Annotated in this window: 23 protein-coding genes and 2 pseudogenes; 7 read left to right on the forward strand and 18 right to left on the reverse strand. The window is 45.2% G+C overall.

Annotated features, from left to right (window positions below; all coding sequences use genetic code 11):
* Position 1: 1 nt before the first annotated feature.
* The 5 genes from psbP to ACTIE0_RS08500 all read right to left on the reverse strand — a co-directional run bounded on the left by psbP (position 2) and on the right by ACTIE0_RS08500 (position 4,024).
* A complete protein-coding gene (gene psbP, locus ACTIE0_RS08480; RefSeq protein WP_006621477.1) occupies positions 2-544 on the reverse strand; it encodes a photosystem II reaction center PsbP in 543 nt (180 codons plus the stop codon).
* 109 nt (positions 545-653) lie between these two features.
* Positions 654-1,706, reverse strand: coding sequence for a M23 family metallopeptidase (locus tag ACTIE0_RS08485; protein WP_006621478.1), 1,053 nt, complete (start codon positions 1,704-1,706; stop codon positions 654-656).
* 122 nt (positions 1,707-1,828) lie between these two features.
* A complete protein-coding gene (locus tag ACTIE0_RS08490; RefSeq protein WP_006669127.1) occupies positions 1,829-2,845 on the reverse strand; it encodes a S1 family peptidase in 1,017 nt (338 codons plus the stop codon).
* A gap of 92 nt (positions 2,846-2,937) precedes the next feature.
* The gene (locus ACTIE0_RS08495; RefSeq protein WP_006621480.1) at positions 2,938-3,528 is read right to left on the reverse strand and encodes a COP23 domain-containing protein; all 591 of its coding nucleotides are present in this window, start codon (positions 3,526-3,528) and stop codon (positions 2,938-2,940) included.
* Between the two features lie 28 nt (positions 3,529-3,556).
* Positions 3,557-4,024, reverse strand: a complete 468-nt coding sequence (locus ACTIE0_RS08500; protein ID WP_006621481.1) for a helix-turn-helix domain-containing protein — start codon at positions 4,022-4,024, stop codon at positions 3,557-3,559.
* A 159-nt stretch (positions 4,025-4,183) separates the two neighbouring features.
* Between ACTIE0_RS08500 and gatA the strand changes: the two genes are divergently transcribed.
* Positions 4,184-5,650: an Asp-tRNA(Asn)/Glu-tRNA(Gln) amidotransferase subunit GatA gene (gene gatA / locus ACTIE0_RS08505; protein WP_006621483.1), complete on the forward strand. Its 1,467-nt coding sequence runs from the start codon at positions 4,184-4,186 to the stop codon at positions 5,648-5,650.
* Between the two features lie 4 nt (positions 5,651-5,654).
* Here the strand turns inward: gatA and ACTIE0_RS08510 are convergent, their stop codons facing one another.
* From ACTIE0_RS08510 to ACTIE0_RS08520, 3 genes are all read right to left on the reverse strand, one after another.
* Entirely contained in the window at positions 5,655-7,037 is a 1,383-nt protein-coding gene (locus ACTIE0_RS08510; RefSeq protein ID WP_006669128.1) for an MlaD family protein, read from the reverse strand.
* A gap of 73 nt (positions 7,038-7,110) precedes the next feature.
* Positions 7,111-7,893: an ABC transporter ATP-binding protein gene (locus ACTIE0_RS08515; RefSeq protein WP_006669129.1), complete on the reverse strand. Its 783-nt coding sequence runs from the start codon at positions 7,891-7,893 to the stop codon at positions 7,111-7,113.
* On the reverse strand, positions 7,878-8,075 hold the full coding sequence (locus tag ACTIE0_RS08520; protein WP_146743248.1) for a hypothetical protein: 198 nt from the start codon (positions 8,073-8,075) through the stop codon (positions 7,878-7,880). Before ACTIE0_RS08520 ends, ACTIE0_RS08515 begins: the two co-directional genes overlap by 16 nt.
* A gap of 39 nt (positions 8,076-8,114) precedes the next feature.
* On the opposite strand from ACTIE0_RS08520, the gene ACTIE0_RS08525 reads away from it, so the two are divergent.
* The gene (locus ACTIE0_RS08525) at positions 8,115-9,491 is read left to right on the forward strand and encodes a gluconeogenesis factor YvcK family protein (protein WP_006621486.1); all 1,377 of its coding nucleotides are present in this window, start codon (positions 8,115-8,117) and stop codon (positions 9,489-9,491) included.
* A 6-nt stretch (positions 9,492-9,497) separates the two neighbouring features.
* On the opposite strand, the gene ACTIE0_RS08530 is transcribed toward ACTIE0_RS08525, so the two are convergent.
* The 5 genes and pseudogenes from ACTIE0_RS08530 to ACTIE0_RS08550 all read right to left on the reverse strand — a co-directional run bounded on the left by ACTIE0_RS08530 (position 9,498) and on the right by ACTIE0_RS08550 (position 14,165).
* On the reverse strand, positions 9,498-10,529 hold the full coding sequence (locus ACTIE0_RS08530; protein ID WP_035759850.1) for a C39 family peptidase: 1,032 nt from the start codon (positions 10,527-10,529) through the stop codon (positions 9,498-9,500).
* 45 nt (positions 10,530-10,574) lie between these two features.
* Positions 10,575-10,796: pseudogene (locus ACTIE0_RS08535) on the reverse strand (peptidoglycan-binding domain-containing protein); the annotation flags it as partial.
* 115 nt (positions 10,797-10,911) lie between these two features.
* Positions 10,912-11,943, reverse strand: coding sequence for a C39 family peptidase (locus tag ACTIE0_RS08540; protein ID WP_035759853.1), 1,032 nt, complete (start codon positions 11,941-11,943; stop codon positions 10,912-10,914).
* A gap of 45 nt (positions 11,944-11,988) precedes the next feature.
* Positions 11,989-12,732 (reverse strand): annotated as a pseudogene (locus tag ACTIE0_RS08545) (peptidoglycan-binding domain-containing protein); the annotation flags it as partial.
* 137 nt (positions 12,733-12,869) lie between these two features.
* Complete coding sequence (locus ACTIE0_RS08550; RefSeq protein WP_006669131.1) at positions 12,870-14,165, reverse strand: M16 family metallopeptidase; 1,296 nt, start codon at positions 14,163-14,165, stop codon at positions 12,870-12,872.
* A gap of 169 nt (positions 14,166-14,334) precedes the next feature.
* On the opposite strand from ACTIE0_RS08550, the gene ACTIE0_RS08555 reads away from it, so the two are divergent.
* Both ACTIE0_RS08555 and ACTIE0_RS08560 read left to right on the forward strand, forming a co-directional pair.
* Positions 14,335-14,697, forward strand: a complete 363-nt coding sequence (locus tag ACTIE0_RS08555; protein ID WP_006669132.1) for a VOC family protein — start codon at positions 14,335-14,337, stop codon at positions 14,695-14,697.
* Entirely contained in the window at positions 14,694-15,986 is a 1,293-nt protein-coding gene (locus tag ACTIE0_RS08560; RefSeq protein WP_006621492.1) for a recombinase family protein, read from the forward strand. Before ACTIE0_RS08555 ends, ACTIE0_RS08560 begins: the two co-directional genes overlap by 4 nt.
* A 58-nt stretch (positions 15,987-16,044) precedes the next feature.
* Here ACTIE0_RS08560 and ACTIE0_RS08565 read toward each other — a convergent pair whose 3' ends face one another.
* From ACTIE0_RS08565 to ACTIE0_RS08580, 4 genes are all read right to left on the reverse strand, one after another.
* Positions 16,045-16,662 carry an ExbD/TolR family protein gene (locus ACTIE0_RS08565; protein ID WP_006669133.1) on the reverse strand — a complete coding sequence of 206 codons (618 nt, stop codon included), beginning with the start codon at positions 16,660-16,662 and terminating at the stop codon, positions 16,045-16,047.
* A 97-nt stretch (positions 16,663-16,759) separates the two neighbouring features.
* On the reverse strand, positions 16,760-17,680 hold the full coding sequence (locus ACTIE0_RS08570; RefSeq protein ID WP_006621494.1) for a MotA/TolQ/ExbB proton channel family protein: 921 nt from the start codon (positions 17,678-17,680) through the stop codon (positions 16,760-16,762).
* 164 nt (positions 17,681-17,844) lie between these two features.
* Entirely contained in the window at positions 17,845-19,311 is a 1,467-nt protein-coding gene (cobQ, locus tag ACTIE0_RS08575; protein ID WP_006669134.1) for a cobyric acid synthase CobQ, read from the reverse strand.
* 27 nt (positions 19,312-19,338) lie between these two features.
* Positions 19,339-19,746 (reverse strand): Npun_F0494 family protein, encoded by a 408-nt coding sequence (locus tag ACTIE0_RS08580; RefSeq protein WP_228116471.1) that lies wholly within the window; start codon positions 19,744-19,746, stop codon positions 19,339-19,341.
* Between the two features lie 159 nt (positions 19,747-19,905).
* On the opposite strand from ACTIE0_RS08580, the gene ACTIE0_RS08585 reads away from it, so the two are divergent.
* The 3 genes from ACTIE0_RS08585 to ACTIE0_RS08595 all read left to right on the forward strand — a co-directional run bounded on the left by ACTIE0_RS08585 (position 19,906) and on the right by ACTIE0_RS08595 (position 24,007).
* Positions 19,906-20,340, forward strand: a complete 435-nt coding sequence (locus ACTIE0_RS08585; protein WP_006669135.1) for a peroxiredoxin — start codon at positions 19,906-19,908, stop codon at positions 20,338-20,340.
* Between the two features lie 170 nt (positions 20,341-20,510).
* Positions 20,511-23,162, forward strand: coding sequence for a C39 family peptidase (locus tag ACTIE0_RS08590; RefSeq protein WP_006669136.1), 2,652 nt, complete (start codon positions 20,511-20,513; stop codon positions 23,160-23,162).
* A gap of 110 nt (positions 23,163-23,272) precedes the next feature.
* On the forward strand, positions 23,273-24,007 hold the full coding sequence (locus ACTIE0_RS08595; RefSeq protein WP_006669137.1) for a M50 family metallopeptidase: 735 nt from the start codon (positions 23,273-23,275) through the stop codon (positions 24,005-24,007).
* 17 nt (positions 24,008-24,024) lie between these two features.
* Here the strand turns inward: ACTIE0_RS08595 and ACTIE0_RS08600 are convergent, their stop codons facing one another.
* Complete coding sequence (locus ACTIE0_RS08600; protein WP_006669138.1) at positions 24,025-25,524, reverse strand: MFS transporter; 1,500 nt, start codon at positions 25,522-25,524, stop codon at positions 24,025-24,027.
* Positions 25,525-25,587: the final 63 nt, after the last annotated feature.

The raw sequence follows: 25,587 nt of genomic DNA on the forward strand, positions 1-25,587 counted from the left end.
GTTAATAAACAGTAAACGATCGCACCACTTGTTCTAACAGAGTTTTGCTTTTTTGCCAACGCTGTTCACTGGTGGATATATTCAAGGTAAACAACTTACCCCGACTGATAGCAATACTAGCGAAATCATGCCGTTTTTGCTGATTAGGAAGAGTCACAGCATATTCCAGTAAATAGTAAGTATTATTGGTGGATTCTCTTTTCCCAGCATTCACCAACTCGGCTGTCCGACCCGAACCTTCTGGGGCGATCGCATTTTTACTGAGAGTATATCCCACCTCTGTGGGAGTGCCAATTTCCTCTAAACTATCACCCCTAGTCACAGAACTAATCACCACACTAACATTTTCGGTGGAGTCGATCATATCGTGAAAAACCACATCGGGTCCATTAGAGACCCTCACCTCCACCCAACCGTTAGGGTAAAGAAACTCATAGCCATCTGCTGTGTCCACAAAACTTTTTAGACCTCCCCCGGTGGCTACACATCCCCCCAGGGTGAGACTAACAACAACTAGGATAATTGATGCAATTCGTTTGAACATTGAAACACATTTCCATTACTGCAAAATCGATGCTTGATCGAGTCTTGAGCGACTCTGACAGCGATCGACAGTATAACCATTGTCCCATTAATCGGCTGTTTAACTCTGGTTAGGTCAAATTTAACTCAACCTGTCGTTGCACATTTATTAAAACTCGATCGCCACGGGTAAGGCTGTATTCAGCTTTCCAGACTCCTGGAAGTAGACTAGCGCCAGAATTTCTTTGTCCCACATAGCCGACCCAGGTGAGACTGGGAGATTGAATGCGGTCATTATGGTCAACTACCACATTACCTCTGGGGTCAATCATCCGATATTTCACCTCATCCCCCGCTAAAATACCATAGGCTTGTACCCAGAATAATAGGGCGGGAATTTGTGCGGACAAGACGGTTTCTGAATGCTTCCCATCCCAAAGTTGGTCCATGTCGGGGGGTTCTGTGGAAAATCCCGCCCTAATTAAACCTGTGGGATTATACCCAGAGGGTTGATTCCAAATCGGATCTAAGCTAATCTGACAACCGGGTGAGGAGGTCGGACCGACAAAAGGATCAACTACCTGTCCTTGGTGGGTAACGGTGATGTGAACATGGGGAAAGGAGGTTAAACCGGATGTTCCCACCATTCCTAACACTGTGTCAGTATTGACGCGATCGCCTGATTTAACCGCTACACTACCCCGCCGCAGGTGACAATATTGAGTTTCCCAACCTTTTCCGTGGTCAATAACTACCCCATTACCGCATTCTTGACCCTCTACCCTTGACCTTTCCGCAGGATGTCTAATTCGCCGATCTTCGACTCCATCACGGACTCTTAATACCTGACCAGAGGCTGATGCAAATACGGGGACTCCTTTGGCCATCATTCTTTCATCGGGAATGGCAAAATCTGTTCCTTTATGACCATCATAGGTTTGACGACCACAGCCAAAATCTACGGCTTGGGGACTCGGATCGCGATCGGTGTATAAAATCACTAAACAATCTTTATTTAATTCACATTTCAGCGGTGGAGACAAACTCACACTATCTGTGGCGATCGCCACTGTATCCGGTTCGGAATTAAGGCTGAAACTGATTGACGGAGGAACACAACCTATCAGCAGTGATAGTCCTAACCCCAACATAAATAAGCATAGATATCGCAGGTGTTTGAGCATTTGTCAGATGTTGGATATGTCTTATATGTGTCGTTAGTAATTATAGCAAATCCCTAATCGGCTTGCCCTTACTCTTTACGGAGTCTGACGCTACCACAAGATATGTGGGTAATTTTCTCCAGTTATTGGGTAATTTCTGGCAGTAAAAACCACGGAAAATCAGGATAGTTAAATTGCCATAATATGGCATTAATTTCAGTAATATATAAATGGGTAGTTGGGGAAAATTCCGGTGCTAATTCAGTCAAGCGATCGCTAGGAATGGCAAAAGCTAGATGTCTCATTTGTTCCCGTAAATCTGGGGGTGGCTGTTCACCATCATCATAAATATAGGGGTCTCCCCACAGGGGATAAGCGTGCATTCCATTAATACCGACTACCTTTCCCCAACGGTCTAACAGGGGGCCGCCACTCATGCCTTTTTGGATCGGATTAGTATAGCCAATTTGATAACCGTTTTTAAAGGGTTTTTCGGGAATTAAAGAGACTCTCCCTCTGGTTAAATTCAATCCTTTATTTCTGGTGGGAGGGTATTTTTTATCCGGGAATTTGGCGAGGGATGATTTGGGATTAAATAGATGATCTAATGATGGTTTTTTGTCTATCAGTTTGCCATGATTATTGTGAAAGTTAATGGGTTGAATATTATCGGCATCTATCGGAAATGGAAAACCCGCCCCAAATACTTTATCACCGGGTGAGAGAGTAGCGGAAGGATGGAAAGAAGCGATCGCATAATTTTGAGGTTTACCCTGAAACTGAATCAGGGCTAAATCTTGTCCTTGTAAGGAATAATTCTTGAGTAAATCGGCTTGATAAATCTGACCATCAGGAGTTTGGATTAAATAGGGAGATTCCTCGGTATTGATGACATGATCATTAGTCAAAACCGTATATAAATCACCTTCTCTTTTAATGATAATTCCCGACCCCCAAGCTGACCCAGAAATAATTTTGACTGTAATTGATTCAGCGATCGCCTTCAACTCTTGAGGGCTACAAGGTCGGCATTCACCCTCGCCACATACCGGATTAGTAGAGCAAGTAATGGCGGGTAACTTATTAGGTAGAAAAAAATAATCTAAATGATGCTGCCAAATTCCCGAAAAATTAGCAATTAAAAAAGGCAGTAATAGCATATAAATCCTCATCAAAAACTGCCATGATTAATTATTCCTGCCCCCTCCTCACGCCCAGGACCCCTCAACTAAGGAGGCAGAAGGATCAGCATTTAATCAGAATTAAAAGTAATTTGCTGATCTAGGTATTCTTGGAAATCCAAATATAGACGGGAATCAGTTTCCGACAAAGGACCAGCATTAGCATTAGCTTGTAGAGCAAAAAGCTGTCGGATAGTGCGGCGAGCATCTTGATTAGGTTTGAGAGTAAATAGAACCCCCAAACAGGGACCATCCTTAGCATCAGAAACACAGATAACTGGCTGTCGATTAACAGTTCCTGTAGTCACATAATTAAGTAATCCGCGCTCATAGAACTCCTGAAATTTAGCCGAAACTTGGCGACAGCGAGTTTGTGGCACATAACCAGCCTGATTAAAAACCAAAGAAACCCAACGAATTACGGGAAAAGTACCCCGCGAGTTGCGGACAAAAGTAGTAGGGACATCATCATCACTACGTCCACAAAAAAACTCTTGTTCCACTACTGTATTATATCGCTGATGTGGCTGATATAGCTGATGTCGATGGCGCGGAAACTGTGTGATTTCGGTTTCTTCAGCGGCTGTGCCATTAGAAACAAAGAAAGAAGCGATCGCCATCGCTCCTCCCGTGGCTAAATTAAATAGATATTTTGGTTTCATTGTCCTTAGAACCAGATAACTGAATAGATCAAAATTCCGAACCAGAATTGTTCCGTTGCTTCCAATTGATCCCTAATCGTTTGAGATAGTCCCACCCCCGCTGGGGCCAAACGTGCTGGCGGCCAGTGCGTTCAGCAATCCACTGGGCTACCTTGGGGCCAGACCAGGGTCCCCCATCAGGAGCCGGACCTTGCAAAGCCTGCTTGAGTTCCTTTTGCTGTGATTTAGTCAAAAGCGATCGCGCCACAGGGGGCTGGCGATCGCGACTACGGTTTCTCACCGAAGGTGGGCCCTCGTGGTTATAACGTCGGATAATCTCTTTGGCGTAGTCGTAATTTAACCCCACAACCTCTGCCGCCTGTTTGATCGTCCAACCGCTGCCAACCAAATGAAGAAGATGCCACCGACGCGACTCAGTAGTATCTCTAGCTTGTCGGTAACGGTTTTTGAGATCATCAACCGATAAATGGGGTTCAATATGAGCCTTTGGTGGCATACCTCCTCATCTCATCATCCACAACACTGCTTGATCTATCGTCAGTTTGGCAAAATTTCCGGATCAAACAAAAATTTAGCGATCGCCACTGATCAGGTAGTAAAGTGTTACCAATTTTTCGCTAAACTCAAATATTAGAACTAAAACAGAGGAGACCGCATGGCATCGATCTGCGAGTTGCACCAACAACTGGTAAATAAAGAACGCTCTGCTGTGGAAATCACCACCGAAGCGCTCGATCGCATTAATAAACTAGAACCCACACTTAAAAGTTTTCTGTGTATTACCGCAGATCGAGCCTTAGAACAAGCCCGACAGGTCGATGCTAAAATTGCAGCCGGAGACGAAATCGGATTATTAGCAGGCATTCCCATAGCCGTCAAAGACAATATGTGTACGGAAGGGATTACCACCACCTGTGGCTCGAAAATTCTCGCGAACTTCGTGCCTCCCTATGAGTCCACTGTGACCACCAAACTCATAGAAGCCGGAGCAGTTATACTCGGAAAAACCAACCTAGATGAGTTTGCGATGGGAAGTTCCACCGAAAACTCAGCCTTTCAAATCACCGCTAACCCTTGGGATATAACCAGAGTTCCCGGAGGGTCCTCTGGCGGGTCAGCAGCAGCCGTAGCAGCCAACCAGGCAGTAGTTGCCCTTGGTTCGGATACAGGGGGTTCCATTCGTCAACCAGCCTCATTCTGTGGAGTTGTAGGCATGAAACCCACCTATGGGCTAGTATCCCGCTATGGGTTGGTAGCTTATGCTTCTTCGTTGGATCAGATTGGCCCCTTTGGTCGCACGGTCGAAGATGCGGCGATTTTGCTAAATGCGATCGCTGGTTACGACCCCAAAGACTCCACCAGTCTTAACGTAGAGATCCCCAACTATAGCGATTTTTTAAAGCCCTCCCTCAAACCCAGAAGCAAAATCAAAATTGGGGTAATTAAAGAAACCTTCGGGGAAGGCTTAGATCCCGTAGTAGAACAAGCCGTTACTAAAGCGATCGATGTCCTGCAAAGCCTAGGCGCAGAAATTCAGGTCATCTCCTGTCCTCGGTTCCGCTATGGTCTACCCACCTACTATATTATCGCCCCCAGCGAGGCTTCCGCTAATCTCGCCCGCTATGACGGGGTTAAATATGGTTTCCGCACTCCTGATGCTGATAACCTGATTGAGATGTACGCCAAAACCCGCGCCGAAGGCTTTGGGGCGGAAGTCAAACGTCGGATCATGGTAGGAACCTATACTTTGTCTGCTGGTTACTATGATGCCTATTATCTGAAAGCCCAAAAAGTCCGCACCCTGATTAAACAAGATTTCGATCGCGCTTTTACTCAAGTAGAGGTCCTAGTTTGTCCTACCTCTCCCACCACCGCTTTTAAAGCCGGAGAAAAAACCTCTGACCCCCTGAGTATGTATCTTTCCGACCTGATGACAATTCCCGTCAATTTAGCCGGTTTACCCGCGATCAGCGTTCCCTGTGGATTTGACAGTCAGGGTCTCCCCATTGGAATGCAGTTAATTGGCAAAGTTCTCGGCGAAAGTCGTCTGTTTGAAGTCGCCCATGCTTATGAACAAGCCACCCCTTGGCATAAGCATAACCCAAACATACCCAGCTCATAGTTAACTATTCCCCATAAATCTCTACTGAGGAAGTGCTGTCAATAGTCCACCGGGGAGAATTAGCGGCGGTGTCTGGTGAACTGACCAAAGCCCATAAATCGGATATATCTGAATCGATTTCTGAGAATAGCAGTTTCATGGTTTTTTCATCCCCCGCGTCCGCCGCTTGACTGAGGGGGGCTAGGGTTTCGGCAACAGCGGTTTGGCGTTCTAACTCCTGGGTGGAGGCGAGAATATTACCCAAGCCGTTGATGATCCTCCGTAAACTATCGCGCAATCTCGGATCTCCTGTCAAATCTTCAATATCTGCGGTCACTTTCTGCATATTTTGCAGGGTGGAACGGGCCGAGTCTAGGGTTTGTTGCAGTAAGATTATATTATCCGGGTTGTTGACACTCTGAGAAACATCTCGCAAGTTCTCCGAGGCGATCACGGCATTGGCTGATAAGGTTTCCAGATTGGTTAATAGTTCCCCCTGTTCAAATCGGGCTATAACTGGGGTTAGTGTAGCGATCGCTACACTCAATTCCTGGCTGGTTTCATTAATATTATTTAAGGTCGTCAGCAAAGTGGAGCGATTGGTAGCAACCAGGGCATTTACCTCTTGAGTTAAGGCACTTATATCACCAGTAACCTGGTCTAAGGAATTAGCCGACTGCAGTGCTGCTCCGCTGACTTCCTGCATGGAGCGCTCTAGCTGCTCGGAAAGTTGAGTCATTTCCGAGGAAAATAAGTTCATGTTTTGATCCACGGATGCACTGAAATTACCCAACTCCAATTTAGCTATATCAACTAATTGCCCCATTTTGGTGGTCAGTTGGGTGGCTTCGGCGGCGGCGAGGGCGGTATTTTCCACCGCAGCATTTAGATTAGCAAATAATTCCGGGTTGCCATAGAGTTCCCCTAAATCAAGCATAGTCTCCATGAGGCGATCGGGGCTAATACCCGGTAAACCTTGAACGGAACTCTCATGGCACAAAATATCTGACGAGGGACAGTCAGCAGCAATGGGGTTAGCAGCCACCAGCTCAGGAGTTAAGACTATATTGGGGATAATATCAATATATGTTTCATTCAGAAAACCCGTCTGATTGACCAAAACTTGGGAATTTCGTGGCATTACTAAATCGGTAGATTCAATATTTAGCAACACCTCCACCCCATTAGACTGGGGTTGAATTCTGGTAACCCGCCCGACTCTTACCGCCCGATATCGTACAGGTACGCCAATTTGAAGACCAGTAGCACTAGGAAATTCTGCCCGAATTTGGTAACTCTGCTGACCAAGACTGATCCCCCGCAGCCAAAAAGCTGTGGCCCCAAATAGCCCCACTCCCAATATAATCAACAAACCGACTGATCCTTCACGGACACTTCGCGATCGCATAATTCATCCTCTCATCTGTCTGTCCCATCTTCATAATGTTAGGCTAACTTAACAAATTTCAGGATCCCATCAGCTAATTGACCACCTGAATGGGTCCGCTTACACTGCCCGTAAAAAACTGTCTCAGCGCCGGATTGGTGGACTTGTAAGCCTCCTCAATTGACCCTTGCCATTGAATTTGACCTTTATACAAAAAAATTACCTGGTCTGTGGTTCTGCGGATTGTACTATCTTGGTGTGTCACCATCACATAGGTGCTGCCACCCCCGTCCCGCTTTTGTTGGCTGCGAATCAAATCTTCAATCACCGTTGAAGCGATCGGATCTAAACCGGCGGTTGGTTCGTCATACAGTATAACTTCGGGATTATCGCTTGGGGTTTCTGGGTTGGGCATAATGGCTCTGGCGAAACTCACCCGTTTTCGCATTCCTCCAGATAATTCTGCTGGATAGCGATCGCAAATATTAGGCAGACCCACCATTTCTAGCCTTTCTTCAACTAATTGACGAATAGTAGCCGGGGAAAGTCTGCTGTGTTCATACAAGCGAAATCCCACATTTTGTTGAACATTAAGAGAGTCAAACAAAGCCGCATTCTGAAACACCATCCCAATACCAATCGGATCACTAAGATCATCCACCCAACCCCGTCGCAGTTGTCCCTTGACATATACTTCTCCAGCATCAGGAGGTAATAACCCCGCTATAATCCGCAAAATCGTTGATTTTCCCGTCCCAGAAGGACCGATAATTCCCAACGCTTGACCAGGATAGATTTTTAGATCTACCCCATCTAAAATCACATTGGAACCAAAGGCTTTAGAAATTGCTCGCAGTTCAATTAGTGGCTCAGACATATTAGATTTGGATTCGGTTCCCGGACATAGTTATCAATCAACCCGCCTGTAATACACAAGCTATGGCACATATACAAGATATACTGCCATTCCCAATTTGCCATAGACTCTTCCCTATGCACCATATCCATATAACTAGAAATGGCGAGATACAGGCTATCATCTCGAATTAGGTTTGCCAAAATTTAACCACCACAGATTTTTATTGAGGTCTATTATCAATGTCGATTATTTCCCTTAGATTGAAACTGCGTCGCCTGTTCAAACTCCGACTAAATTGGAGTCGCTCAGGCTACCGTTCCTCCTCACGAATAGGACAGTGGTTCAAATGGTTAGCCCCCGGTTTGCTAGTCAAACGGTGGTTACTTATTAGCGCCGGAGGGGTATTGTTGACCAGTTTGGGGTTAGCTATCTGGACAGGAATGACCCCAATTTTCTATATTTTGCAACTGCTCAGGGGATTTCTGGAATGGATTACCCAAATTATCCCTAACTCGGTTTCTGGACCGTTGCTAATTTTGGCGGGTTTACTATTCGTTTTTTGGGGTCAGAGTCGCAGCTTTAACTCTATTACCCAGGTATTCACCCCGGAAGGTGATCAGGAATTGGTCGATCGCCTCCTAGCATTGCGCCGCCTCAACCGAGGTCCGAAAATCGTAGTTATTGGCGGCGGCACGGGTCTATCAACCCTGCTGCGGGGTTTAAAAGATTACAGCGCTAATATCACGGCTATTGTTACCGTAGCGGACGATGGTGGCTCCTCTGGGCGCTTGCGTCGCGAAATTGGAGTATTACCCCCAGGAGATATTCGCAACTGTTTAGCGGCTTTAGCTGATGAGGAAAAGCTATTGACCGAATTATTCCAATACCGATTTCGGGCTGGGGATGGTTTGACAGGTCACAGTTTTGGTAATTTATTTCTCACGGCTATGGGAGAGGTGACCGGAGACCTGGAAAGGGCGATCGCAGCTAGTTCTAAGGTCTTGGCTATTCGCGGTCAAGTCCTACCCGCTACCCTCAGCGATGTTCACCTGTGGGCTAAATTAGAAGATGGTCGTCGTATTCATGGAGAGTCCAGTATTACAGAAGCTAGGGGTAAAATTGTCAAAATTGGTTGCACACCTGCCAACCCCCCAGCCCTTCCTAAAGCTATTAATGCCATTCAAGAAGCAGATTTGATTATTATCGGACCTGGTAGCCTCTACACTAGCGTTATCCCCAATTTATTGGTCCCAGAAATTACGGAAGCGATCGCTCAACGCCAAGTCCCCCGCATCTATGTTTGTAATGTCATGACCCAACCGGGAGAAACTGATAACTACAGCGTCGCCGACCACATTCGGGCGATCGATGACGCTTGTGGCCATCAACTATTTGATGCTGTCCTAGTGCAAGGAAAAGTCCCCCCGGCTCAAGCATTAATCCGCTATGCTCAAGAAGACTCTCACCCAGTTTTTATTGACCGGGAAGCCGTCAAGGAATTAGGGCGAAGAATGGTATTAACCAATATCATTGAAGTTGATAGCGACACTGGCTATGTCCGCCACAACTCCAAACGACTCGCCCAAGTCCTCCTACGTTGGTATAGCAGAGTTTAGACAATTTTACTTCGAGATAAAATGCACCCAAAAACTGCCATCAGGGATACACACCCGCCGAATGAGTTGATAGGAGTAGTGTAAATAAGCACCACTTAGATCCGTTCGATATCCACTGGAGAACCACTCCCCATAAGGGTCATGGACGATAAACCCATTTTGGTCATAGCCTACCACGACAATAATATGCCCAAAGGAGGTAAAGTATCCGTGGATAACGGCAGGATAACCCGCAGCTATCCAGTCCTGTACATCCTCAATTACCGCATTTTCGGTAAAATAATCCCTAGCACCATAGTCTCGCACAATGCGGGCTAAATCGTAGGGACTATGGCGACTATAGCCCTTATTGATAGCATAGCGATACAGTTCATCCTCAAATTGACGATATCTCGTATCACGGCGGGGAATATTAAAATACTCCAAACACATGGCTAGGGAAGTGACATTACAAGCGCCTGTGGGGTTGTAGAAATTATCTAATTGTGATTTGAAGGGGACATTCAGACGATGGCTAGTTGGTAGGGTTCTGGGGTAGGTTTGGGTTCCTCCCTCGTAAACTTCCGCATGACCACCCCAAATATACAACACAGAATAACCGCCAAAGGACTCATTACGCAAAGCTATCCTTAAATGCGCCCGGATCGGATCATAAGCCAAAACTGAAAATTCCCGTCCCGCTGAAATGGAAAATTTCTCGGAGTTGTTCAGTTGAGAAGAGGCGATCGGTCTCACCTTCAAAACTGTATCTCTGATGACTTTTAACATGGGAGTAGTTACCGGGAGGTCAGAAACCTTAGCTTCAATTAATTTTTTGGCAGTATCTGAACCAATAAATCCCGGTTCAGAGCATTCCATTAACTGCTGAAAACGATGCAGCGCCGCGGTTGACTTCGGACCAAATATCCCATCTGCTGGCGGGTCTAGCAGCCCTAAATCAATCAGCCGGATTTGAATTTGACGGCTCAAACCTGCATCAGCATTAATTTCCTTCACATCATATCGGATATCTGTACCCAGGAAGTTCTGTAGCCTCATATTTCCCTGGCGATTCACACTTTTTGTTTCTATCAGTTTTTTGGCGGTATCTGTGCCGAGAATGCCACTGGGTTCGCTACAGTTCATTAACTCCTGAAAACTCCGAAAAGCCGCCGTTGAATTGGGGCCGAATATGCCATCAACTGGCGGCGCTAGGAGTCCTAAATCAATCAGTCGAGTTTGAATTTGACGACTCAGAGCTTCATTATCATAAATGGCTTTGATATCATATTGAGTATTAGTCCCCACAAAGTCCTGTAGTCTCATGTCTATAGTTATAATTTTGGTGTTTTGTACAAGTTTTTTGGCTGGCTATGTACTCGACAACTCCACAGGAGTTACGCAATTCCTATGGAGTTGGTAAAGTCGGGTTTAAATTATCTCACCTGGAGATGAAATGCACCCAAAAATTACCATCAGGAATACATACCCGCCGAATGAGTCGATAGGAGTAGTGTAAGTAAGCACCACTTAGATCGGTTCGATATCCGGTTGAAAACCACTCCCCATAAGGGTCATGGACGATAAACCCATTTTGGTCATAGCCTACCACGACAATAATATGCCCAAAGGAGGTAAAGTATCCATGGATAACGGCAGGATAACCGGCTGCGATCCAGTCCTGTACATCCTCAATCACGGCATTTTCGGTAAAATGATCCCTAGCACCATAGTCTCGGACAATGCGAGCTAAATCGTAGGGATTATGGCGACTATAACCCATATCCAGGGCATAGCGATATAGTTCATCCTCAAATTGACGATATCTCAAATTGCGACGCGGAATATTAAAATATGCCAAACACATGGCGATGGAAGTGACATTACAAGCGCCTGTGGGGTTGTAGAAATTATCTAATTGTGACTTGAAGGGGACATTCAGACGACGGCTAGTTGGTAGGGGTCGGGGATGGGTTCTGGTCCCTCCCTCGTAAACTTCCACATGGCCAGCCCAAATATACAAGATGGAATAACCACCAAAGGACTCATTACGCAAAGCTACCCTTAAATGCGCCCGGATCGGATCATAAGCCAAAACTGAAAATTCCCGTCCGGCTGGAATGGAAAATTTCTCGGAGTTGTTCAGTTGAGAAGAGGCGATCGGTCTCACCTTGAAAACTGTATTTCTGATGACTTTTAAAATGGGAGTAGTTACGGGGAGGTCAGAAACCTTAGTTTCAATGAGTTTTTTGGCAGTCTCAGAACCAATAAATCCGGGTTCAGAGCATTCCATTAACTGCTGAAAACGGTGCAGCGCGGCGGTTGACTTGGGACCGAAGATTCCATCGGCGGGCGGGTCTAGCAGCCCTAAATCAATGAGCCGGATTTGAATTTGACGACTCAAACCTGCATCAGCATTAATCGCCTTCACATCATATCGGAGATTGGTTCCCAGGAAGTCCTGTAGCCGCATATTTCCCGGACGACTAACAGTTTTGGTTTCTATCAGTTTTTTGGCGGTATCTGTGCCGAGAATGCCACTGGGTTCGCTACAGTTCATTAACTCCTGAAAATTCCGAAAAGCCGCCCTTGATAAGGGGCCGAATATGCCATCAGCTGGGGGCGCTAGGAGTCCTAAATCAATCAGCCTAATCTGAATTTGACGACTCAGAGCCTCATTATCATAAATGGCTTGGAAGTCATATCGAATATTAGTCCCTACAAAGTCCTGTAGTCTCATATTTTCCCGTCGAATAGTGGTGGTTTCTATCAGTTTTTTGGCGGTTTCAGAGCCTAAAATACCAGATTCACTGATGTTCATTAACTCCTGAAAGCGTCTGAATGCGGCGGTTGATAAGGGACCGAATATGCCATCAACTGGCGGTTCTAGGAGTCCTAAATCAATCAGTCGAGTCTGAATTTGACGGCTCAAACCTTCATTATCATAAATGGCTTGGATTTCATATCGAATATTAGTTCCCAGGAAATCCTCAAGCCTCATGTTCGGGGGCCGCATAGTGGTAGTGTCTAGGAGTTTTTGGGCAGTTTCAGTGGCCAGAATACCAGATTCACTGATGTTCATTAACTCCTGAAATCGTTTGAATGCGGCGGTTGATAAGGGGCCAAAAATACCATCGGCTGGGGGATCTAGGAGTCCTAAATCAATCAGACGAGTTTGGATTTGACGACTCAGAGCTTCGTCATCATCAATCTGTTGTATATCATATCGAGTATTGGTTCCTAGGAAATCTTGTAGTCTCATTTTGGGTGCTAGGTCACAAAATCACTGCAATTGTACATGGTTTGTTGACCCCCCCTACAAATAATTCATTATTTGATACAAAATATCAGAGGGGGTCGAGATTTAGAAGGGGATATCAACTCCCGGTTTCAGTTTCGTTAGGGGGTATGAGGTTTCAGGATAACTACCCCATAGGCTTGGGGTAATAAATATTGGCGGATGGCTTGTTGTAATTGTTCGGCATTCAGGGATTGAATTTGGCTGGGATATTCTAAAGCTAGGTTCACATTTCCGACGATCGCCTGATAGTAACCATACAAATTAGCGCGATCGCTTGGTGTTTCACTACCAAAAATAAACCGATTGGCTACTTGAGTCCGTACCCTGGTCATTTCGGTGGGGGTGATTAATTCCCTGTGGAGTCGGTTAATATGTTCTGCGATCGCCGCTTCGGCTTCGGCTAAGTGTTCGACCCGCAACCGAGCGGAAATATAAAATACTCCCTGTAGCCTCTGGGTCATATTGCTGCAACTAATCCCAGACACTAAACCCCGCTTTTCTCGTAAATCCTGCACTAGGCGGGAGGTACGACCTTGACCTAAAATTGTAGCCAAAACATCCAAAGCATAGGTTTCTGAGAGTTGATTGAGTCCGGGAACCCGCCACACCATCATTAATCGAGCTTGCTGTAAGCTATCATCTATGATTTCGTGGCGGACAATTTCACTAAATCCTGACTCTGGGATCAGATGATGCAGATCTACTTCTGGGGGAAGTTCTGGAGGTGTCTGTAATGGGATAGACTCGGCTACTGTTCCAATTAAAGTCTCTACAGGTAAATTTCCCACAACTGCGATCGTGGTTTTTTGGGGACAGTAATGGCTGCGATGAAAATCTCGCATTTGCTGAGGAGTTAACTGTTCAATAGCGGCTGCTGGTCCTAGTACAGACCGACGATAGGGGAGACGCTTAAAGGCTGTTTCCATGGTCCGCTGAAATGAACGACGCGCGGGGTTGTCTTCAGATCGCCGGATTTCTTCTAATACTACTAGCCTCTCTCGCTCAAAGGCATCATCGGGAATAATTGGGTTAAATACTACTTCAAGCTGTAGGGGGGCTAGGGTAGCAAAGTCGGCGGGAGCGCTGGTAACATAATAGTGGGTGTAGTCCTGGCTGGTGGCTGCATTGGTTAAAGCGCCTCGTTGTTCGATGAGTCTTTCAAATTCCCCAGCTTTGAGGTTGGGAGTCCCTTTGAACACCATGTGTTCTAAAAAGTGAGCCATCCCGTTGATCGGGTCGGGTTCGACAGCGGATCCAACATCAATCCAAACATTCAAGTTCACGGCTTCAACGGGTAACTGTTCTGCCACAATGGTGAGACCATTTGATAATTTGTAGATGGTGGGAGCGTTTAGTGAGCGGGTGATATTTGATTCAAGTAGGATAGAAGTCATTGGATCTTTAGCCCTGTGGTCTTTTCCCTATCTATCTTAATGGGGTTATAGCAGAGTTACGGGGATTTGGTGATAATTTGGTTGATACTACAGGAGTTTATGCGATCGCCCGATCGCATACTACCAACCACAGGTCAAACACAACAATTATCGATAATTGCTCCCAACTATGAACATCACCAAACCTCTACACGCAGCCATTTTAGTCTCGGACTTGGCAAAATCTCAGCAATTTTATAGCCAGATCTTACAGTTAACTGCTGTCGATCGCCCTTTGAATTTCCCAGGAATATGGTATCAGATTGGTGATTGGCAAATTCATCTAATTGAATCTGAACAAGTAATTGGCGATCGAGTCAATGAAGCCAAATGGGGACGCAACCGACATCTAGCTTTCGCTGTGGCTGATTTGGCGATCGCCAAAGCACAACTCACCCGCCATAATTACCCGTTTCAAATGAGCGCTTCCGGTCGTTCAGCCCTTTTTGTGGCTGACCCTGATGGTAATATTATCGAATTGAGTCAAATATGAAAATTCTCGCCTATTCTTATACGGAACCGCTGTTAGAACCGCCGCCAGATCCGACGATTTGGGGATGGGATATTGATGGGATTTATCAAGATTTTGGCGATCGCCAACAACTAGAGCAAATGCTAGAAGATTGTCAACAACTACCACCCCCCAACTATTTATTAATCCAACGCTATGAAGAATTGGGTAACTCTGTCCTAGAAGTTAGCGATCGCCTCCGCCAACTCCAACACTTAAACATCCAAGTTATCGCCATTGAATCCGACCTAAAATCCTCCGATATTTCCCGTGTAGATTTAATCAAATTTATCTCGGAAATTCAACAAAGTTACCACAGCCGTTGTATCCGCCAAGGACACGCGCGCAACCGTTTAAAAGCCATTCCTCCCCCCGGAAAAGCACCCTATGGCTACCGTAGAGGAAAGGACCGCTACACCATCGATCGCAGCACCGCACCTGTAGTTAAAGACTTTTTTGAGCATTTTTTACTGTACGGTTCCCTACGCGGCGCAGTTCGGTATTTACACAAGCGATATCATAAAAAAATCTCCGTAACTACCGGGAAGCGATGGTTAATTAACCCCGTTTATCGAGGGGATTTAGCTTATCAGAATGGCGATATTATTTCTAATACTCATCTTCCGATTATTTCCCGTGAAGAAGCCGCCCAAATCGACAGGTTATTACGACGCAACCAGCGCCTCCCACCTCGCACAGCCAGCGCCCCCCGTTCTTTAGCTGGTTTAGTAATGTGTAGTGAATGTGGTTCAGGGATGACCATTAGCCGGGTAACTACACATAACAAAAAGCGAGAATATCTATATTTAAGACCTCTAAAATGTCCGCGTTTAACTAAGTGTAAATCCCTTAATTATCATGATATTTTATCGGCTACCATTGACCGAATTTGTACCGACCTACCCCCAGCAGTTGCCCAATTACAGATTCCAGATTTAGACCTATTTAAGCAGCAGATTTATGATGAAATAGCCCACAAAAAAGACATCATCAATCAACTGCCAACTCTGCAAAACACAGGAATATTAGACAGGGAAACTGCCACCATTAGGGAATATAAATTGCGCCAAGAAATCGCCCAACTAGAGAATCAATTATCCCAACTTCCCCCAGTGAATTTACAAGCCACGGCTCAAGCGGTTTCTATCCGCCAATTTTGGCTAGATTTATCAGAAACGGAGAGGCGATTTTATCTGCGGGAGTTTCTGCAAAAAATCCAAATTATTCGCGATCGCCACCACTGGCATTTACAACTAAATTTTATTTTTTAACCCCCCAATGTATCTACTGTAATAGCCGTGGCTGCTGACTGGAACAATGATCGATTTTTCAATTGTCAGGAAGTAGAGGGAAAGTGGGAGAAGTGGGAGAAGTGGGAGAAGTGGGGGAACCCGGAGGCGACAATAAAGGACTCCCTGGCTGCATTTCATTAAGCGGCTGAGAGGGGAGGAAAGGATTAATAGGAGGTTCCACCCCATTATTAGGTGTCAGTACATCAGGGGCTAATAAACCCTCAGAATCAACCGGAGAGGGCATTTCCTCAGAACTCGGTAAAGTAGCCAAAGCAACGCGATCGCCTCCCACAGCCCGCATTTTATCTAAAACCTGTACAACATCATTATAACGGGCATCTTTAGGGGCATACAGCACCACCAAACCACTAGGATTCCACCTTAAAAAACGTTCCAAAGCCCGCTGCATTTGTTGAGAATTAACCCGTTGCTGGTCAATATAAGTATCCCCTCGAATATCCACCCCAACCACCAACATTTTTTGCATCTGAGTTTCACCAGTCCCCGCCCGTGGCAAATCCACATTGATCGCCTGTTGTCGGGTAAGCTGTAGGGCTGCCAAAATAAAAAACGTCAGAATACAAAAAACCACATCAATCAGGGGTAGCAGTTCAATGCGCCCCTCATCAACCTGATAATCTATGTTAACTTTCATCAATCTGCCTCCGTGGATAGTCCCACCAAAAAGGGTGTTTGTTAGTATCTTGGTATCAATGACAAAGGTTTAATTTGCTCTGGTCGTGTTGTTGATATTATTCAAGCTCTCCTTTTTGATGTTTATCATCATCAGCCAAGCGAGAATTACCCTTAATCACAGGTTTAATTAAAGTATTTTGTTCAGCTACCGACCCAGGGAATTCTGATTGAGAGGGAGTTTCCTCATCCTCAGATTCTGAAGGTAATTTGATTAAAGGAGTTTCCTCATCCTCCGACCCCTCCTCATCCGGTAGCTTAATTAAACTACCTTTTAGGGGAAAATCCTCCTGGGGTTCTTCCGCCATCAAAGAGGAATCATTAGCCTCTCCCGGAAGCAGCATCTGAGCTTTAACCTCTGGCCAATCCTGGCGATAGAGTAATTCTAATTCATTTCCGGCTTTTCGGAAGACCTTAACTTGGCTAAAGGAAAAGCCTTGAAACAGGCGATAGAAAGCCAGACTGATAATAGCCACAATCAGGCCTGTAGCTGTACTAATCAGGGCTTCTCCAATTCCCAGGGTGACATCAGCAGCCGAAGAAGTACCAATATCTCCCAGGCGGATAGAACCCAAAGAATTAATCAGACCCAAAACTGTTCCCAACAAACCTAACATAGGGGCGAGGGCAATTACCGCCTCTAGGATTTTATCGCCCCGTCGCATAGAAACAAATTCCTCCTCAGCGGCGGCTTCCAGGGCGAGACTAAATAATTCAGGGTCTGGGGTAGCGAGTTTAAGGGGGGCATAAAAAAACCTTCCCATGGGGCGATTATTGCTTTGTTTGGCAATCTGATAAGCCATTCCCCACTGTCCCCTCCGGGCGACATCCAAAACCCGGTTGACAATTCGGCGTTCACGGGTGAGGGTATTTCCCCAAAACCACAGTCTTTCAATAATGGTACTAATGGATAAAATTGATAATACCATTAGGGGCCACATCGCTGGGCCACCTCTTTCCAAGATTTGTTGAATATCCATATAACCTATTGTCCTTCATATCTCCCATTAGCCAAGATTGACGAAAAAATTATCTGTTTTCCATAAACCAAAGCAATCTCAATTTTAATCGCCTTGGGACAAGTGACAAGGGGGGGGAGACAAATTCCCCTGAGAAACCAGGTTCCGGGTCGCCCCCCACCATGTCAACCGAGAATGGTACTCAGGTCTAAATATTCTTCGACCACATCAGCTAAGGTATCCAGCATCAGATCTCGTTGTTCGCGATAGTTAGGAATCCCGGTGGGTAAGGTCCCTAATCCCCTTGGTTTTCGGAGATGATTTAACCAAGACCTGCGCCAGGGACTATTATCAAAGATGCCATGCAAATAGTGACCCCAGACGGATCTATTGCTGCTGACTACTCCTAAATCTTCGTCGTCAAATAGGGGTGCTGTCTCCCGTTTGTCCAAAATTTGAGTCCGCCCTTGGTGTATCTCATAGCCTTCTACGGGAAATCCGATTTCTGGATAATTAGATGTTACCAACCGCTGGCGGGAGACTTTGTCTGATAAAAGTATGGTTTTGATGGGAAGTAAACCTAAGCCGGGAAAGTCTCCGATTTTACCCTCTAAGCCACGGGGATCAGATACCTGTTGTCCTAGCATCTGATACCCCCCACAGATACCCATGACCTGACCGCCTGCTTCTACATAATCCTGAATTTGAGAAGCCATGCCACTTTTTTGCAGGGCTAGTAGATCAGCAATGGTGGTTTTAGAACCGGGGATAATTACGGCATCGGGATGTCCTAGGGGTTGATTGAGTTCGACATATTGGACTTTAACGGTGGATTCGGCATCTAAGGGGTCAAAATCGGTAAAGTTAGAAATCCGAGGAATCTTCACTATGGCGATGGTTATATCAATATTGTCGGAACGAGAACGGCGTTCCAGTAAACTGAGAGAATCTTCTGCTGGCATGGCGATATCTACCCAGGGAATTACTCCGAGGACGGGGATTCCGGTGTATTTCTCTAACCACTCAATACCAGAATCGAGCAGCGATCGCATACCGCGAAATTTGTTAATCACAATGCCCTTGATTAAGGCTCGTTCCTCTGGGTCTAGCAATTCTAGGGTTCCCACTACATGAGCAAAAGCCCCCCCACGGTCAATATCAACTATCAATATGGTGAATGCTTGCAGGTATTGCGCGACTCGCATATTGGTTAAATCTCGGTGCTTGAGATTGATTTCCGCCGGACTTCCCGCGCCCTCACAGACAATTACATCAAATTCCTTTTTCAGATAATCCAGACATTTAGTGATGGTATCCCACCCGGTATCAAAGAATTTCTCATAATATTCGGTAGCTTTGAGGGTGGCGAGTGGTTTCCCTTTCAGAATTACCTGAGAGGTCATATTTCCCTGGGGTTTTAACAAAATTGGGTTCATGGCTACATTTGGCACTAAACCCGCCGCCCAGGATTGTACGGCTTGTGCATAACCCATTTCTGCGCCGGTGGGGGTGACGTAGGAGTTTAAAGCCATATTTTGCCCTTTGAAGGGAACTACCCGCAGATTTTGACGACGTAGAATCCGACATAGGGCGGTGACGAGCATGGATTTTCCGGCATGGGATGTGGTTCCAACCACCATGATTGCTTTCATTTCGGGATTTTGACCAGAGATGCTAATTTATAGGGGAAGGCGTAACCAACGCCTCAGGGCATTACTGAGGCGATCGCTCCATGATGGGGGTTTGCTGTTATTTATATCATCGGCTAGTCGTTCTGCTACTTTTCGCCCCAGGGGAGTCAGTCGAAAACTATCGGTGATTCCCTGACCGTCTACTTCTCGCCTCAATACTCCGACTTGGATTAGCCATAAAAGGGCGTTTTCGGCTCTCAATTCCGGTAGAGGCGATCGCGTATATCCTAACTCTACACCCCGATTTCCGCTAATGGCACTCAGTTTAACGCTTTGGTCAATGGAATCGGTTAAAAGTTTGATTTGAAATGGAGAACAGCGGATGGCTCGCTGGGCTCGGGCGATCGTCCCGCTAGAATATTCTATCGACTTGGAAACCGAATTAGGGGCACTCATGGGTTGATGGGCTTTCCTCATGGCTGGTTTTGAGTATATTATCCTCCACCAGTAGACCCAAATTTTGATCGGATTGTGTAATTGATTGCAAAATATCTTAAAATAACTTCACAAATAGACAAAGCATATCAAACTCGTTTTCAGGAGGACAACCATAACATGGCTTTATCTGCTGGTACTAAGGCCCCCGCATTTACCGCTAAAGATACCAACGGGAATACGGTTTCCCTCTCTGACTTTGCTGGGAAAACTGTTGTTCTCTACTTCTACCCCAAGGATGACACCCCTGGTTGCACTAAGGAAGCCCAAAGTTTCCGGGATAACTACGAAAACTATCAAAGCCGGGATATGGTGGTTCTGGGTGTAAGCACTGATGACGAAGCCTCCCACAAGCTGTTTACCGAAAAATATGGCTTACCTTTCCAACTTTTGGCGGATACCGATGGCGCTATTACCAAAGCCTATGATGTAGATGGCGGCGGTTATGCCAAGCGTGTTACCTATATTATCAATGGCGAGGGTGTCATTGACTATGTTGATGACAAGGTGAACACCTCTACCCACGCTCAGGATATTCTTGCTAAAGTCAATTAGTGCGATCGCTAATTCAAAAAATATCCGTTTTTAACGATGAGCCACCTGTAGAGTTTTCTAGGGGTGGCTTTATTGGTGCGCCACTGAGTTATGCTAACCATTGTGGGATGTGTAATGTCAAATGCACCCTTAGACACCCTACGGTTATTACCCCTACGGTTTTTAGGAAGATGAGTGAAACTATCCTGAGCTATCTTGGTCCCAACGATATTATCATCGATCAACCTGTCGTTTTGATTGGTAACTACGCTAGTCAATACATTGATACGATTTCGGTTATGGCTGAGGATCAATATCCTTTACCTACCCAACTAAGTCCTCGATTAGGGATTTGGTTTATTCCCATGCCTAAAGGCTTTAATACCGCTGGAAAACGCTGGTTAAGAGTTCAAGGCAAAGACCAATCTGGTAAGGTTGTCGCTGACACTTGGGCTGAGTTTACTGTAGGTCATACTGGGCTTAATGTCGGTTTATCTACTCAGTTAATCGTCTTACAAGATACAACATTTAAACATCAAGCGATCGCCTCTGATAGACTAACCTCAGAGCAGAAATATGATTTAGAAATTGGCGAAATTTTAGCAGTTGATAGCTACGAACTGCAAAATGATCACTTTTATATTGAATTAACTAATCCCCTGGGTGATTTAGGGCGTTCTGGTTATTTATATCGGTCACATATTTTGCTGATACAAGGGGCTCAAATTTTATGGTTTAATCGAGATGATATACCCCCAAACCCTCCGGGAACCAAACTAATATGGGTCACTCATGATACAGTGCTTAAACGTAGTCCTGATGATAGATCCCAACTGCCGGAAAATGCCATCTATCCCCTCAGCCAAGGGAGTAGTTATCTAGCCCTAGGTTACGCCTGTGTAGCTGATCATTTTCGGGTAACACTCACCGAGTCACTTCCCGGTTATGGTCATGTAGGCTACCTGTATCGCTACCATTTGCAAATGTTTCAGGGAGACCGTGAAATCACCTTTGATCATAATGCCATTACCCTAACCATTATCAATACCACCCTGTTTAAAAAACGCCCCATTGACTCAGCTTATTTATCTCCAGAAGAACAAGTTACCCTTCCCGCCGGAATGATTTATGGGGTACAAAGTTATACCACTGAAGACGGACATCTAAAAGTAGCCTTAACTGAAAATTTCCCGGGTTTTGGTAATACCGGTTATTTCTTTCCTAATTTTGTGCAATTAAACCGGGCTACAGCTTCCTATTCTCCGACTCCTAGCCTTACCTATGAAGGCCCCCCAGAAGTGTTAATAAATACACCTGTGGTTCTGAAGGGTCAATTTGATGGTCAACAAGCGATCGCTGTTTCTTTAGTAGCCGAAGATCGTTATCCTTTAGAAGTAGTTATAAATCGACAAGCCGGAACCTGGACAGTTAATTTAGAAGCCGGATTTAGTGAACCCGGATATCGATGGCTGCGCCTTAAAACCACAGATGATCAAGGTCAACTGGTAGCCAGTCAAATTATCAATATTACCGTCAGTGAAAACGCCATGACCGTAGGGGAATCTCTACAACTTGATGTTATAGAAGATACCCTCTTTAAAGTATCACCTATCGATTCTAATTTACTCGGTTCTGAACAACAAGTCACCGTCCCCGCTGGTCAAACATTTAAAGTGAGCAAATATGGTCTAGTAGATGGTCACTTAAAACTATTGTTAGAAAATGGGATTCCTCCCATTGGTTCCTTTGGCTATTTTTTCCGGGGTCATGTTCGGCTACGGAAAGGAAGCACCACCTTAGCCTTTGACATGGAGGAAGTTCCCGACACTAATATTAGCGCTCAAATGCTAGTGACCACCACTACCCGAATTAAGGCGCAACCGATTGATTCTGCCAATTTAGCACCTGATCAATTTGCTGAGTTACTGTTAGGACAAAACTTTGCTATTCGCGGATATGCTTCCTTTCAAGGTCATTTCCGGGTCACACTAGACCAATCTATCCCCGGTTTTGGTAATGTGGGTTATGTTTATTGGCAGCACGTCAGTTTATTGCGAGATGGAAAAGCGATCGCATATAACCCCGATGCTATTACCATGACCATGAGGGAAACAACCGTCCTCAAAAAACGCCCCGTAGACTCAGGACAACTAGCAGAATCAGAAAAAGTTACCCTTCCTCTGGGTCGGGTTTATGGTGTTAGTAGCTACAGTACAGATCAAAGCCATGTCCGAGTCGCCTTAACTGAAGAATTGCCGAATTTTGGTAATACCGGTTATATATTTCCCAAGTTTGTCAAGTTTCAACGGGGGGGAAAAGTTTTTGATCCGACTCCCCCACAAGTGCTAATCAATGTTCCCTATTTTTCCCAGCGAGATAATCCCCGATTTTATTGGTCTACTTGTAATGTTACCTGTATCGCCATGGTCATGCACTACTATGGTGTGCGTTCTAAATGGGGTGGACAGTTAGAAGATGAACTCTTACAGTGGTGTTTTGATTATGCTGGACAAGGTTCTCAAACTAACCATAGTGTTTTATCAGCCTTAATTCGCGCCTATGGTTTTCAAGGCAGTTTTAGCACAACTCGCCGCTGGTCTGAAGTTCGCAACGAGTTGATTAATAGTCGTCCGGTCGTATTAGCCGGAGATTTTACTCCTTCCGGTCATATTGTCACCGTTATTGGTTACAACCGATATGGCTATATCGTTCATGACCCCTGGGGAGATGCTTACACTGGCTATTCCAACACCGAGGGTCGCCGCCTTCCCTATTCTTATAGCTATCTTAATCGAGTTTGTGGACCAGATGGCAATGTCTGGGCGCATTTCATCCGACCTTAGCTCAATGACCCTCTTTTTTGACCCTGGGGCGACTTGACTGGATTTCAGGCTAAAATATAATCACGGCTAAGATCTGGTTTAGCCCCCGGTCTACAAAAGAGGGATAATTTATGTCTGATTTTCAATACTCATCATCATCTAAAATTGGGGTGCTTGGGTTAGTTGTTGCTGCTATTGCTACCATTATCTTATGGCAATTTTACTGGGGAAATTATGTCTTATATCCTTTCTCCATTTTGGCTACATGGTTTCATGAAATGGGTCATGGATTAACTGCTATTTTACTGGGAGGAAATTTTCATAAACTCTTACTTTTTCCTAATGGTTCTGGTCTCGCATATAATTCCGGTAACTTTGGTTCTTTAGCCAGAGCATTAATAGCAATGGGTGGTCCTTTGGGTCCCGCTGTAGCAGGTGGAATCTTAATATTATCTAGTCGTCGTTATCAAACAGCCCACTGGTGTTTAATGGCTTTAGGTTCGATTATGTTGCTATCGGTTTTATTATGGATTAGGACTTTGTTCGGAGTTTTTGCTATATTATTATGGGGGTTATTAATTTTATCCATTGCCTTTCAAACACCCCAAAAAATCCAGGCTTTTACTGTACAATTCATGGGAATGCAAGCCATTGTTAGTACCTACCACCAAAAACATTATTTATTTGGCAGTAGTTGGGTTAACATCAATGGTCAAAATTTGGTCTCTGATACTGCTAGAATTGCCCAATACTTGTTTCTACCTCAATGGTTTTGGGCTGCCTTAATTATGGTTATTTCTACTGCTATTTTCTGGTGGAGTCTGAAAATAGCCTATGGTTCTGATGAATCAATCATCAATAATTAACCATTGATTACCCATACTCACCGCTCATTTTTGGAAATATACCACGTTAAATTACCTGCGACTACAGATAGTATAGCTAAAGCCAAGAATACAGAAGACAGACCGAATAAGGTTTCGGTAATACCCGCCAAAGCGAGGGGTAGTGATAGGGCAATATTAATGGCGTTGTTTTGTAAGCCAAACACCTTACCACGCATTTCTTCTGGGGTTTCGGCTTGGATGGTTGTTTGCATGGGAATTCCTACCATTGCACCAAATACGCCTAGCAGCGAAATTAACCCTAAAGCGGGTGCTAGTTGCTGACTCAAAAATGCTAAACCCACCAAACAAATAGCCATGCCAATTGAGCCCAATAGTGCGATTCTAAAGTGGGAAAATTGGTGTCCGATATGACCTAAAATAGCTGCACCAATTGCCATTCCCAAGCCCGCCGCAGCCAGCAAAAAGCCAAATTGTGATGATTTGAGGTTAGGAATCAACTCCGCCACCCGAACGGCTAAAACAGCCAAGGCGGCAAAGATGGAAAATAAAATGACTAATTGCAGTAAAGCATTACGGACTCCATGATGATCTCGTAGATAGCGCATCCCCTCGCGTAAATCTTCGAGGATGTGGGGTTGTTCTTGTGAGCTAACATTTTGTTGTTCGCCAGTTTTCATCAATAGTAATAGTAAACCGGCGATCGCATATCCACTACCGACAATCAACTCTTTACCCACAGGTAATTGACTCCCCAGCCTTTCTAGCAAGGTATCGGCTAAAGCTAACAGCGGTTCCCCCACCGCAAAACCGACAATCACAGAAGCCATCATTGTAGTTGTATATAGGGAATTAGCAGATAGTAAATGTTTCCGTTCAACAATTAAAGGGATAGCCGCCTGTTCTGCGGGGGCAAAAAATTGAGTGAGAGTCGAGACTAAAAAGGTAATCAGTAATAGCAAACAGAACCCCAAGGGGAATTTGGTAAATTTCATTCCCTCAGATAGCCACAGAAGAATCGGGAGGATAAGAACCAACCCACCCCGCAGCAAATTTGTTAACACTAACACCATTTTTTTCGGCCAGCGGTCTACATAGACCCCGGCTCCTGCCCCAAATAATACAGCAGGAATGGTAAAGGCAATCATTACCGCCGAGACCCAACCGCTAATACTCTGGTTAGCCTGTTGAAACTCAGTGGAGATGACAGCAATCATTAGGACTAGGTAGACTTTATCGGCTAGTTGAGAGAAAACCTGTCCACTCCACAAGGCGAGAAAATTGCGATTTCTCAAAACTGGTAAAAATCCCCGTTCCTCTGGCTCAGGGGGAGGGGGGTCTGAGTTGGGCGGTGTCGGCGCACTAGGCTTTTTACCAGCAGTCTCTGACGAACTGTAGGAGTTACCTGTTGAACTTGAATTGTAGTCTGTGTAATCTACGGGTGTGCTTAGGTCTAAGCCGTTTCTTGTTTCCCAGTCATCCATGGAGTTGATCTGTTTAATGTTAAGATACTGAAAGCGTGCCAGACGTTCAGGCATGAAATAGGGCTGCAATGCCCGAAATAACCGCCTGGTAGGGAATTCAGCCCCTTGGTTGAATAT

It is taken from the genome of Limnospira sp. (assembly GCF_051859755.1).
In the GTDB taxonomy this organism is placed as follows: domain Bacteria; phylum Cyanobacteriota; class Cyanobacteriia; order Cyanobacteriales; family Microcoleaceae; genus Limnospira; species Limnospira fusiformis.